Here is a 12,480-nt window from a genome sequence, read left to right on the forward strand (position 1 = left end):
GATGAACCTGCCCCCAAAAGTGACCGAGCGCGCCTTTGCCCGCTTGTCCGAGATCGGCGCCGCAACAGACGGCAAATCCCTGCGCGTAGCCGTAGAGGGTGGCGGCTGTTCGGGTTTCCAGTACGAGATTGCTCTGGATGAGGCCAAGGACGATGATCTGGTGCTGGAAGGCGCCGGAGAGCGTGTTGTCGTTGACAGCATCTCTCTGCCATTCCTGTCCAACGCTGTGATTGATTTCACCGAAGAACTGATCGGGGCACGCTTTGTGATCGACAACCCGAACGCCAGCTCTTCTTGCGGCTGTGGTACGTCTTTCTCAATGTAATGGTTTAGCGATGCACGCCCCAAATCGCTATCGCCCAATAAGGCTGGTTTCAGTGCGGCCTGCTTGCCCTGCCCCGCCAATTGGGCGATAGCATGGGCATCCCCGCCAAAGGAGCCCTGCCCCAATGAAAATCGCAACATTCAACATCAACGGCATCAAGGCACGCATCAACGCGCTGCCTGACTGGCTGGATGCAGCCCAACCCGATGTGGTGCTGATGCAAGAGATCAAATCCGTCGACGAGGCCTTCCCGCGCGAGGTATTCGAAGAACGGGGCTATAACGTGGAGGTCCACGGCCAGAAGTCCTTTAACGGGGTTGGCATTCTCTCCAAGCTGCCGCTCGAAGACGTCACACGCGGTCTGCCTGGCGATGACGCCGACGAACAGGCCCGCTATATCGAGGCGACAGTGATTGGTGACAGCCATTCTGTGCGCCTGTGCGGGCTCTACCTGCCCAATGGCAACCCTGTAGAGCTTGAAGACGACGGAACCCCCGTAGCGGGTGGCAAATTCGCCTACAAGCTGGCGTGGGTGGACCGCCTGCGCGCCCGCGCGCAAGAGTTGCTAGCCGATGAGACGCCCTTCCTTATGGCGGGTGATTACAACATCATTCCCCAAGCCGAAGATGCGGCCAAACCGGACAGCTGGCGCGACGATGCCCTGTTTCGGCCCGAATCCCGTGAAAAATGGCGGCAACTGCTGAACCTTGGCCTGACCGAGGCATTCCGCGCCCGCACCCAAGGGCCCGGCCACTACAGCTTTTGGGATTATCAGGCTGGCGCGTGGAACCGTAACAACGGCATCCGTATTGATCACTTCCTGCTGTGCCCCTACACAGCCGACCGCCTGCGCGACTGCCAGATCGACAAGGACATTCGCGGCTATGACAAGCCGTCCGATCACGTGCCTGTCTGGGTTGATCTCGACCTTTAAGTTGGTGCTATGGCGTCATCGCTTACGGGTCTAAGGCGGGCCTCCCCCAGGCGGGGGTGCAAGTTACCTGCCAATGACCACGCCAGCAAACACGCCGCCCCCGCCAAGGCGAAAATGCCGGTGATCGGAGAGACCAGCAGCACCAGCCACGCCATCCCCGGCGTGGCGATCCCCGATACATCGCGGTACGACGAATAGACCGCAGACATCTCTGTACGCTCGGACGGCTTGACCGCCATCAGGAAGGGCAAGCCCCCGCATATATCCAGCAAGATTAGAAAGAAGCTCGCCGCGAAAACCAGCGCAACGATCAACCATGGTGTCAGCGGCACCAATCCCGCCAACCCGAACAGCACTGCGCATACGAAAAAGCCTGTGCGGACCGATTGGCGGATAGATCGAGCCTGTATCCAACGCAGCATCAACGGTGTCAGAAACAACGCGCCGTTGGTGATTGACAGCGCAGCTCCGCCCAACTGCTCGCCCAGCCCGTTTTCTACCGCGTAGATCGGCAGATAGACGATATAGGCCCACCAACCGCAGGAACGGATAACAGCAAACAACCAGCCAGCGACAAGACGCGGCTGCTGGAAGAACCTGCGCAAGAAGGCCAGCGGATTGGGAGGCGGCTTTTTCGCGCGGGTGATAAGCTTGCCGTTGCCCATGCGCATATAGAAAAACGCTGCCATCATTATCAACGCAGCGGTGATCGAGATCAGAAAGGGTGCAGGTGGCCACCAGCCCCACAAAAGCACACCCGCAAATGGCCCGACCGTCCACCCAAGTGCAGAATAGAACAGCCTCAGCGTCTCACACCGACCCAGCTCGACCCGCGCGATGTAATCAAGCACGTAAGAGTTGAAGCACACAAAGGTTGTCACCGTGGCGATGGAGTTGAACACAAGGCCCGTCACCATCAGGGCCGGTGTGCCCACCATCGCCGCACTACAGCCCAATACATACCCCGACGCTCCGATCAAATACATCCAGCGACGCGGAATGAAGCGGTTTAGAAAAGGCACCAGCAGCCCCGCCACCAACGATGTTAGTCCGATCATAAAATATACCGAGCTTACCCGCGCCACATCCCCTAGCGCATCCAGCATCGCCACCGGAAAGACCGAGATTAATATGCCACGGATCACCGCCTCGAACCCGGCAAGGATCGCAAAGCCGCGTACGGAGGGTGCCGGCGCATGACGCAACCATTCGGGAATTCGACGTTCAAACATGGGACTATTTCCGGCTTAGCTACGCGGAGCCTAGACCCGCAAATTGCGAAGTCTGTGCCTTTCACGACGCCAGTTGCCGCAAATGACAAATATATGCCGCGCGGCTCAGTTCGGTTGCTCTATGGCATCACGCTATTTCGCGAGATCAGAGTGTTGGTCTTCAAGGCTAATATTTGCGCGTGTTATGCCTGTAGTTCAGCATCCCAGTAGAGAAAATCCATCCAGCTGTCGTGCAGATGGCCGGGCGGGAATTTGCGGCCTGTGTTGCGTAATTCCTCTGAGGCGGGCTGGCGCGGTGGTTTGCGCAGCGAAAAGCCGGTCTGGTGCAGCACCTTGGATCCTTTGCGCAAGTTGCACGGACTACAGGCCGCAACCACATTTTGCCAACTGGTCACCCCGCCACTGGCGCGTGGCACCACATGGTCAAAGGTCAGATCCCCGCGTGCCCCACAATACTGACAGCGAAATTCATCCCTCAAAAATAAATTAAAGCGCGTGAAGGCCACGCGCTTTTGAGGTTTTACATAGTCTTTGAGCACAACAACCGACGGTATGCGCAGTGTGGTGGTGGGGGAATGGACGCAATCGTCATACTCCGCCACGATATCCACCCTATCAAGGTATTTGGCCTTTACCGCATCCTGCCAGGACCACAACGACAGCGGATAGTAGCTCAGCGGGCGATAATCCGCATTGAGCACCAAGGCGGGTCTATTTTTCAACCCCGCCGGACTTCGCGTAAATTCGGTTCTGAAATCGCCGACCATCTGCACGCCACCCTCTTACCGTTTGAAATGACTATATCTCGTGCATTGAAGCTGGCAAGCCTCTCGTGACCACAAGATGTCGCAGGGAGGCTAGCGCGGGAATGTTACAGTGATTTGACGGAAATCGGCCTAAAGGTTCAGCTTATCGCGCATAAATGCCAGCGCGACAGACAGCCCGTCCGGCGCAATACCATGGGCGGTGCCCTCCATGATATGCGCATAAACGTCTGTCCAGCCAGCCTCTTGCAGCGCTTCGGCGGCCTGCGGCAGCGATTCCGGCGGCACTACATCATCGATATCCCCGTGGATCAGCAGGATAGGCGGGCGCGATACGGCCTCGTCCTTGAGGCTTTCGGGCGACAGCAGACGGCCAGAGAAAGCCACCACACCAGCGACCTCATCCTCGCGGCGGGCGGCGACATGCAGGGACATCATAGTGCCTTGGGAGAAACCGAACAGGACGACCTGTTCTGGCAGAACGTCCTCATCCACCATCAGCGCATCCAGATAGGCGTTCAGGTCTTCTATCGCCTGCGCCATACCCCGTTCGCTTTCCTCCTCGGAGGAGCCATCAATCCACGGGATCGGAAACCATTGGTAGCCGTTTGGCATACCTGCCACGCTTTCGGGCGCATCAGGGGCAACAAACAGGGTATCGGGCAAATGCTCTGCCAGAGGATCGGCAAGGCCCAGCAGGTCAGCACCATTGGCGCCGTAGCCATGCAGGAACACCACCACCGAGTGGGTCTCACCCGAAAGAGGTTCGCGGCGTTCCGAATTGAGGACTCGTGTCATGTTATTCCTTCCCGATCTTTTGCAACACGGTAGTAAGTGAACAAAAGACGGGCTGCAACTGCCCTCCAAGGGGACCAAGCCAAAGACATCTCTTCGAGCGTTTTCGCCGTGGGTCGGGCGGGCAAATCAAACAGCATCCGCGCCGCCTCTTGCTGAGCAAGATCGCCCGGCGCAAAGACATCCGCGCGCCCCAAATTGAACATCGCATAGACCTGTGCCGTCCAGACGCCAATGCCCGACACAGACGTGAGTGTTTCGATCACTTGCGAATCCGGTGCATGGCGCAGCGCGTCATAGTCGATTTCGGCCGCGGCCAAAGCGCGGGCATATTTCATCTTTGGCCGACTAAGGCCAACTGATTTGAGGTCCTCCTCACTGGCCGCTGCCACCGCTTGCGGAGTGATAAGCCCCGCCAGTTCTACCCTACCCCAAATCGCGCGCGCCGAGGCGACCGAAACCTGCTGGCTAACAATCTTGTTGAAAAGCGCGGCAAACCCGCCCGGAGCAAGGCGTAGCGGCAGAGGGCCCGTCGCATCTAAAGCACTAGCAAAGCGAGGTTCGGCTAGTGCAAGCCATGCAGCCCCCTCCGCCACATCGGCGTCATTGGTGATAAAGGCCGTCACTGTGCAGTGCCCCAAGCGATTGCCGCATCAATCTCTGCGACCTGCTCCAAACCGTCAGGCGTTGGTGGCCGCTCTATCAGGATTACATCCAGATCCAACGCGCGGGCGGCATCCAGTTTGGGGCGGCTGGCAGCGCCGCCAATATTGCGGCAGATCAGCAGGTCTACACCCAGACGGGTAAAAAGCGCTTCTTCCTGCACGGCGCTGAAGGGTGGATCGCCAAACACCAGCTCGACGTGCGGGTAAGGTGCGGGACGCGTATGCCGACGCGACTGGCGCAGCAAAAGCCTCGCACCACGAAAATTAGCAAAGGCAGGCAGACTGTCCCAACCCGTGGCACAGAACACCTGCGCACCGTCGAGGATCATGGCATTGGCGTCAGCGGGACTTGCAGCGCTGCGCCAGCGGGGGTGGTCGGCAGTCTCCCATGCCGGACGCTCCAATCGAAGATAGGGCAATCCCAGCGCACGCGCGGCGGCATATGCCAGATGCGTCACCGTCCGGTCAAACACATGGCTTGCGTCCAGCACGGCGGTATAGCCACCCTGCGCAATTGCCTCCTGCATTTGCGCTTGCGAGTCGAAGCGCCGCAAGAGCGGTATTTGCGGCATCGGCGCCGCACCGCGCGGTGCTTCGCTAAGCCATGCGTCATAGGGCACGCCGCGCGCAGTTAACGCTTCGGCCACGAGCCGCGCCTCAAAACTGCCCGCAAGAAGCAAAATTTTCTTAACCTCTGTCATCCTGATAGCTTTAGCTGCACAGCCCGCAGGCGCAAGAGCGGCGTGTCTCCAAGGGGTTGCCTCCCCCCCGTCGCGAGAGTAGCGATAACGCATTGCATGGGAAGATTACGATGATTGATGACACACGCGCACGGCGCAACGTAACCATTCTGGTTATGGCTCAGGCCATTTTGGGCTCTCAGATGCCGATGATTTTTCTGGTCGGCGGGCTTGCGGGACAGTCGCTGGCAAGCAACATCTGTTTTGCGACCCTGCCGATTTCGATGATTGTTCTGGGCTCTATGCTGTCGGCCACGCCGGTCTCTGCGATTATGCAACGTTATGGCCGCCGCGTGGGCTTCTTTTTGGGAGCAGCCGGTGGTGCATCCGGCGCGCTGATCGCGGCTTACGGGCTTTTTGTGTCCTCTTTCCCTATCTTCCTTGCAGGCTCTTTCCTGACAGGGATCTATATGTCTGCCCAAGGCTTTTACCGCTTTGCCGCCGCTGATACCGCCTCTGAGGAATACCGCCCAAAGGCCATTTCATACGTCATGGCAGGCGGTCTGGTCTCAGCCATTATCGGGCCGCAACTTGCGTCAGCCACATCGCTTAGCCTGTCAGCGATCCCGTTTTTCGGCACTTATATCGCTGTGGCGGTACTAAATATATTCGGTTCATTGCTGTTTTTCTTCATCGACATCCCAAAACCGCCAGTCCCCTCTGTTGACGCCCCGCGTGGGCGCAGCCGAACGGAGCTGTTGCGCACCCCGCGTATCGCGGTGGCGGTGATCTGTGCCATGGTTTCTTACGCACTGATGAACCTCGTGATGACATCAACCCCACTGGCCGTGGTGGGCTGTGGCATTGCCGGTGACACATCGGTGCCGCCGTTCATTGCTGATCTTTTCTCGGGCGAGGAAACATCAGCCCTGTTCAAAATCATCGCAGGTTTTGTGGTAACTGGCCACGTGCTGGCGATGTTCGCGCCATCGTTCTTTACCGGCCATCTGATCAATAAGTTCGGCGTGGAAAAGATCATCGGCACGGGCCTGCTGATCCTTGCCGCAGCCGGTCTGGTGGCCCTGCAAGGTGTGCGGCTTGAGAACTTCTTTATCGCGCTGATCCTGCTGGGTATCGGCTGGAACTTCGGCTTTATCGGAGCCACTTCAATGCTGGCAGGCGCACATGCGCCGCATGAACGCGGACGGATGCAGGGCCTCAACGATCTATTGGTGTTCGGCGGCGTGACATTTGCATCGCTCGCCTCTGGCGGTTTGATGAACTGTTCTGGTGGGACAGCTCAGGCAGGATGGACCGCAGTCAACTACGCGATGATCCCGTTCCTGATCCTTGCAGGGGGCGCGCTGCTGTGGCTGATGCTGCACGACCGGCGCACCGTGGCTACCAACGGGCAATAGCGGCCCGCAAGGTAAAGCCTAGCCCGACATCGGGCAGTTGCCCCTCAACCACTGCCTGCGGAGTGCTGCGTGCCTGCTTCAAAGCAGGTTCAGCCGCTGTTGCAGGAAGCATCGCCGGAGCACAAGCGCGCGGAACAGACGCCCTGCCCTTGCGCGCCCGCGCCAATGCATCCAAGCCGCTTTGCGCCAGATCAGAGACACCTGAAGGTGTGCCGTCCAACAGCGGAACCCGCCCAGCGGCCTCAAGCGCGGGAATTGCACGCAGCCATGCGCCAATGCCAGCCGCACGGGCCGCATCGCGAACCGCCGCCTCCGCGGCCTGCCCCAAAACAGAGGCAGCCACCCACATTAGATGCCCAGCCGTCTGATTGATATAACGCTCAAGGTCAGCCGCGTCCTCGAAGGGATCGCGGTAAATATCCCAGCGGCGCGCGGCCACGAGTTCGTCTAGCAAAGTCGCCTGCTCGGGGCTTATGAGATCTGCCAAGGGCGTTGCGACCTCATGTCGACGGACGGAACCGCCTTTGGCGATCTCTTCCAGCACATCGCGCCACCACTGCAGACGCATCTCCGCGATCATCGCCTCTTGGGTCACCCACGGGGCGCGACTCACTTCCACGTTGAAGGCGTAAAGCACAAAGAGTGCTGCGCGCTGTGCCACGGGGGCCAGCATCGCCGTGTGAAATCGCAGCGGATCGCCCCGCTCTACGATTGCGGCGCAAGCGTTCAGATCATCAGACCAGCTCACGTCGGACGCACCACGCTGAGCAGATAACCGTATTCATCATGGTGCGCGCGCCAGCAGGCGGCCTCTTCTTCCGCCTCGTCCATCAATGCACGGAGCGCCGCGTCAGCCTTAGTTCGCAGGGCCGCGATCCGCGCGTCCAGAGGAGTAAAATACGCCTCCCATGCCGCATCGGACAGGCGGCGCTGATCTACCACTTCATAGCCGGCAGCGGTAATCTGTGCGGTAATGCCCGCCGTGTCCTGCATGGCAGGATATTCGCGATCCCACAGCGCCTTGGCGCGCGCTGACGGCTCATCGGTGAACCAGCACGCCTCGGAAAATGCGATGGCGCCGTCAGGCAGCAGGGATTTGCGCCATGCACGCAACGCCGCCTCCACCCCCATGAAATAGACCGCACCGGCGCACCAGATCAGATCATACCGGTTTGCAATCACCTTCATGTCGGCCTTTAGAACGGTCACGCGGTCATGCTCGCGCCACATGGCGCGGGCGGCCTCCACGAAATGAGGCGTCGCATCAAGCGCTGTGACGTGCCCCTCAGGCGCTATATTTAACAAGGCAGCGATATCGCCACCGGGTCCACAAGCCACATCTGCCAGCCGCGCGCGATTCGGCAAATCAAGCAAAGACGCAGCCCATGCCAAGTCCTGCGCCTCGCCCGGCCCTTCGCGCGGCAGATCTCGGTGTAGCTTAAAAAACGCTTCCATTGCGGCTTCAGAACTCATTGAGAAATCCTTTGATAATCGCTTGGGTGCGCGGGTCGTCGACCAGATCAAGGTGGGTTGCCCCGAGCAGCATGTCATAGCGGCCCTTATCGGTCACGTTTCCCATGGTAGGCGCGTATTGCGATGCGTCAAATGCCTCATCTGCGTTGCCAGCCAGTAGAATGAATGGCGGAAGCGCAGCCACGTCCTGCAAATACCTGCTGCGCGGTGCATATGAGGTATTGAGCCGGTAGGAATAGGCCGTTGTTGCCGTGTCGCCCAAAGGTCCGTCCAATACCGCGCGCGGCATGTTGAACTGGACTACCGGAAGATGGTTAAGCGCCGTAATGCGGAAGGTGTTGAGAATGCTCAACCCGATGATCCGGCGGGTTAGGACATGCGTCCAGCCACCCACGTTTTCGCGCATGGTCGGCGCGTTATGCTTTAGAAACGGCGCAAGCAGCACGGCTCCGTCCAGCAGATCACCATGCGTCCCGCCTGCAAAGCGCACGACTAGCCCGCCACCCGAACTGTGACCACCCATGATAACCTGCTGACCCGGCTTTGCGACAGCCTTGATGAGCTCGGCAAGATCATCCTCAAGCTGGCCGATGTAATCAACATCTCCACGCCGCGCCGGTGCAATGCCGTGCCCCCGCAAGTCTGGAACAATCACATCAGCTACGCCGGACAAGCCGCTGGCAAGGCTATCAAATTGCAAACCATTCCAACCGGAGCCATGCACCAAAACGAACAGTGGCACATTGTCCGCGCCGCCATAGGTGCGTACTTGCAAAGGGTACCCGTCGCGCATCGGCAACGACTGTAATGGCGCGGGATTATCGCGCCCTGCGGTAAGCTGACCGCCAAAATCGAGCCCACCTTCGCCGCTCAGCTGTTTGGAGCGCTGCGAGAACACAAGCGCCACCGCAACGAGTAGCGCGACGACAATCGCAATGATTATGTATTTCAAAATCTTAACCAGCACTCTTCACGTCCATATCGCGGATCAGCTTCCACCGGATCGCATCCAACAGCGCCTCGAAAGACGCATCGACGATGTTGGCTGATACACCCACGGTGGACCAGCGCCGCCCCTGCGCGTCTTCGCTGTCGATGATGACGCGGGTCACCGCCTCGGTGCCGCCCTGGGTGATACGCACCTTGAAATCGACCAGCCGCCAGTCTTCCAGCAGCGCCGAATACTGGCCCAAATCCTTGACCAGCGCCTTGCTGAGCGCGTTAACGGGCCCACGGTCGCTGCCAGTCTCGTCCATGCTCTCGGAAACCGACAGACGTTTTTCACCGTCCACCTTTACCACCACCACAGCCTCTGACAGGCTGATCATCTGGTTATACTTGTTTTTGCGCCGCTCAACGGTCACGCGGTAGCGTTTCACTTCGAACAACTCAGGCATCTGGCCCAGCACATTACGTGCTAGCAGCTCAAAGCTCGCCTGTGCGGTGTCATAGCTATAGCCTTCCGCCTCCCGCGCCTTGACCTCATCAAGGATAACGGCAAGCGCCGGATCGCCCTTTTCAACCTCAAGTCCGGCACTGGCCAGACGGCGGCGCAGGTTGGACTGGCCCGCCTGATTGGACATCGGGATGATCCGCGCATTGCCGACCCGCGCGGGGTCGATATGCTCATACGTGCTGGGGTCTTTGAGGATCGCGCTGGCGTGCAGCCCCGCCTTATGCGCAAAGGCAGAAGAGCCGACAAAACCCGCCTGCTTCATCGGCACTCGGTTCAGGATTTCGTCCAGCATCCGAGACGTGCGTGTGAGCCCTTGCAGCGCCTCGTCGCTCACGCCTGTCTCATACAGGCTGGCGTAGGGTTCCTTGAGCTTCAGGATAGGGATGAGGGTTGTCAGATTGGCGTTGCCGCACCGCTCGCCCAAACCGTTGAGCGTGCCTTGAATTTGCCGCGCACCTGCGTCTACAGCAGCCAGCGTACAGGCCACGGCGTTCTCTGTATCGTCGTGGGTGTGGATGCCCATACGGTCACCGCTGATACCAGAAGCAATCACCTCGGCCGTGATGCGCCCCACTTCGGCGGGCAGCGTGCCGCCATTGGTGTCACACAGCACAATCCAGCGCGCACCGGCGTCATAGGCCGTGCGGATCGCCTCCAACGCATAAGCAGGATCCGATTTGTAGCCGTCAAAGAAGTGTTCCGCGTCAAACAGCGCTTCGCGCCCTTGAGCGACCAGATGGGCGATGGACTTTGCGATATTCTCGATGTTTTCTGGCAGCGTGATGCCCAGCGCAGTTTTTACGTGAAATTCGTGGGTTTTGCCAACCAGACAGACGCTAGCGGTGTTGGCGTTCATCACGGCGGCCAGCACATCGTCATTCTCTGCAGACATGCCGTTGCGTTTGGTCATGCCAAAGGCGGTCATGCGGGCGCGGGTTTGTGGAGCTTCGTCAAAGAATGCTGAGTCTGTCGGGTTCGCCCCTGGCCAGCCGCCCTCAATATAATCCACGCCCAGCGCATCCAGCGCCTTTGCGATGATCAGTTTTTCCTCGGTAGAGAATTGCACCCCTTGGGTTTGCTGCCCGTCACGCAGAGTGGTGTCGTAGAGGGAGAGGCGTTGTTTGGTCATGATGCGGTCGCCTTTTTCTCTTTCTTAGGCCGTGCAGTTTGCGCGACCCGTCCCCGGCCGCCCCCCCGGGCGGGGGCAAGCCCCCCCCGCGGCCGAGCACAGGTCTGTGGTGTAAGGCGCATCATTTGAGTGCCTCTAGTTTTGCGGGATCGAAATTTTCGGTTTTGCTGCTATCAATATAGTTTTGTTTACGGTCGACTTGTACTTTAAGACCAGCTGCTAACATTTCGTCACGCAGACAGTCCGCTTTTTCGAAATCTTTTCGATCAATGTAAGCGGCATATTTTTTTAAGATAGGCACGACGAGCTGTTGCATTCCTTCTGCACTCTCGTCACCAACCATCGCTGGCGCTCCAAAGAACCATCCATCCGCTGCCACCTTATCAGCCGGCTCAACAGGTCGCGCCCATTCAGGTACGACATCGCTCATCAAGCCAAGAAGACGCATTCCACTGCGCAGCAATACTGCGTCCCCTCCCTTTGCGAGCTTGTTCATATGAGTAATAGCACCAGCAGTATTGAGATCATCAAAAAGCAAACCCAGCATCAAATCGTCAACTGCGCTTTCCTGTGCACCTACGGCCAGTGCATACCACTTGCGCAGCGTCTTCTCGGCTTCTTCGCGTTTCTTCTCCGTCCAGTCCATCGGCTTGCGGTAATGCGTCGACAGCATGACAAAGCGGATCACTTCACCTGCCACGCCTTGGTCCAGCAAATCGCGCACAGTGAAGAAGTTGCCCAAGGACTTGGACATCTTCTTACCCTCGACCTGCAACATTTCGTTGTGCAGCCAGACGTTGGCGAACTTGTCGCCTGCGCAGCAGCTTTGCGCGATCTCGTTTTCATGGTGGGGGAACATCAGATCGTTGCCGCCACCGTGAATGTCGAAATGCGATCCCAACAGCTCATGCGCCATGGCAGAGCATTCGATGTGCCAGCCGGGGCGGCCACGGCCCCACGGGCTATCCCAACCCGGCGTCCCGGCATTCGAGGGCTTCCAAAGGACGAAATCCATCGGGTTGCGCTTATAGGGTGCTACTTCGACCCGTGCGCCTGCGATCATGTCGTCAATGCTACGCCCTGAAAGCGCGCCGTAGGCTTTGTAGCTCTCTACCGCAAACAGTACATGGCCCTCGGCAGCATAGGCGTGCCCTTTGGCAATCAATTTTTCAATCATTGCGACCATCTGCGGGATATAGGCCGTAGCGCGGGGCATGTGCGTTGGCTCCAACGCCCCTACTGCACCCATATCTTCCAGAAACCAGCCGATGGTCTCATCTGTGATCTCGCCAATGGACCTGCCAGTAACAGAACTGCGCGCGTTAATCTTGTCGTCCACATCCGTGAAATTGCGCACGTAGGTCACGTGATCTGCGCCATAGATGTGACGGAGCAACCGGTAGAGCACATCAAACACGATCACAGGCCGTGCATTACCAAGGTGCGCGCGGTCATAAACCGTGGGTCCGCAGACATACATCCGCACGTTTTGCGGATCAATTGGCGCGAAATCCTCGCGCTTGCGGGTCTTGGTGTTGTGCAGTTTGAGGGTCGTCATGGCAAATGTCCTATCGGCGCGGGGATGCGCGGGACATGGCACAGTTTCAAT

The 12,480-nt window shown here is 58.7% G+C and carries 13 protein-coding genes; 3 read left to right on the plus strand and 10 right to left on the minus strand.

Annotation, left to right across the window (positions count from 1 at the left end; translation table 11 throughout):
* Position 1: 1 nt before the first annotated feature.
* Complete coding sequence (locus V7730_RS07905) at positions 2–325, plus strand: HesB/IscA family protein (RefSeq protein ID WP_335747057.1); 324 nt, start codon at positions 2–4, stop codon at positions 323–325.
* Positions 326–449: 124 nt separating this feature from the next.
* Positions 450–1,259, plus strand: a complete 810-nt coding sequence (gene xth / locus V7730_RS07910) for an exodeoxyribonuclease III (protein WP_335747058.1) — start codon at positions 450–452, stop codon at positions 1,257–1,259.
* Here the strand turns inward: xth and V7730_RS07915 are convergent.
* The 5 genes from V7730_RS07915 to V7730_RS07935 all read right to left on the minus strand — a co-directional run bounded on the left by V7730_RS07915 (position 1,256) and on the right by V7730_RS07935 (position 5,416).
* Positions 1,256–2,491: an MFS transporter gene (locus tag V7730_RS07915; protein ID WP_335747059.1), complete on the minus strand. Its 1,236-nt coding sequence runs from the start codon at positions 2,489–2,491 to the stop codon at positions 1,256–1,258. The genes xth and V7730_RS07915 overlap by 4 nt on opposite strands.
* Before the next feature lie 182 nt (positions 2,492–2,673).
* Positions 2,674–3,258: an HNH endonuclease gene (locus tag V7730_RS07920; RefSeq protein ID WP_335747118.1), complete on the minus strand. Its 585-nt coding sequence runs from the start codon at positions 3,256–3,258 to the stop codon at positions 2,674–2,676.
* 129 nt (positions 3,259–3,387) lie between these two features.
* Complete coding sequence (locus V7730_RS07925; RefSeq protein WP_335747060.1) at positions 3,388–4,053, minus strand: alpha/beta hydrolase; 666 nt, start codon at positions 4,051–4,053, stop codon at positions 3,388–3,390.
* On the minus strand, positions 4,050–4,676 hold the full coding sequence (locus V7730_RS07930; RefSeq protein WP_335747061.1) for a DNA-3-methyladenine glycosylase family protein: 627 nt from the start codon (positions 4,674–4,676) through the stop codon (positions 4,050–4,052). Before V7730_RS07930 ends, V7730_RS07925 begins: the two co-directional genes overlap by 4 nt.
* On the minus strand, positions 4,673–5,416 hold the full coding sequence (locus tag V7730_RS07935; protein ID WP_335747062.1) for a precorrin-6A/cobalt-precorrin-6A reductase: 744 nt from the start codon (positions 5,414–5,416) through the stop codon (positions 4,673–4,675). The genes V7730_RS07930 and V7730_RS07935 overlap by 4 nt, the downstream gene beginning before the upstream one ends.
* Before the next feature lie 110 nt (positions 5,417–5,526).
* Here V7730_RS07935 and V7730_RS07940 point away from each other — a divergent pair, with 110 nt between their 5' ends.
* Complete coding sequence (locus V7730_RS07940) at positions 5,527–6,813, plus strand: MFS transporter (protein WP_335747063.1); 1,287 nt, start codon at positions 5,527–5,529, stop codon at positions 6,811–6,813.
* Here V7730_RS07940 and V7730_RS07945 read toward each other — a convergent pair.
* The 5 genes from V7730_RS07945 to cysS all read right to left on the minus strand — a co-directional run bounded on the left by V7730_RS07945 (position 6,797) and on the right by cysS (position 12,429).
* Positions 6,797–7,561 carry a squalene/phytoene synthase family protein gene (locus tag V7730_RS07945; protein ID WP_335747064.1) on the minus strand — a complete coding sequence of 255 codons (765 nt, stop codon included), beginning with the start codon at positions 7,559–7,561 and terminating at the stop codon, positions 6,797–6,799. The two genes, V7730_RS07940 and V7730_RS07945, sit on opposite strands and share 17 nt — an antisense overlap.
* Positions 7,558–8,286 (minus strand): class I SAM-dependent methyltransferase, encoded by a 729-nt coding sequence (locus V7730_RS07950; protein ID WP_335747065.1) that lies wholly within the window; start codon positions 8,284–8,286, stop codon positions 7,558–7,560. Before V7730_RS07950 ends, V7730_RS07945 begins: the two co-directional genes overlap by 4 nt.
* Positions 8,276–9,253, minus strand: coding sequence for an alpha/beta hydrolase (locus V7730_RS07955; RefSeq protein WP_335747066.1), 978 nt, complete (start codon positions 9,251–9,253; stop codon positions 8,276–8,278). The genes V7730_RS07950 and V7730_RS07955 overlap by 11 nt, the downstream gene beginning before the upstream one ends.
* Complete coding sequence (cimA, locus tag V7730_RS07960) at positions 9,243–10,871, minus strand: citramalate synthase (RefSeq protein WP_335747067.1); 1,629 nt, start codon at positions 10,869–10,871, stop codon at positions 9,243–9,245. The genes V7730_RS07955 and cimA overlap by 11 nt, the downstream gene beginning before the upstream one ends.
* 121 nt (positions 10,872–10,992) lie before the next feature.
* Positions 10,993–12,429, minus strand: coding sequence for a cysteine--tRNA ligase (cysS, locus tag V7730_RS07965; protein ID WP_335747068.1), 1,437 nt, complete (start codon positions 12,427–12,429; stop codon positions 10,993–10,995).
* Between the last annotated feature and the right edge of the window lie 51 nt (positions 12,430–12,480).

This window comes from Sulfitobacter sp. (assembly GCF_036961165.1).
In the GTDB taxonomy this organism is placed as follows: domain Bacteria; phylum Pseudomonadota; class Alphaproteobacteria; order Rhodobacterales; family Rhodobacteraceae; genus Sulfitobacter.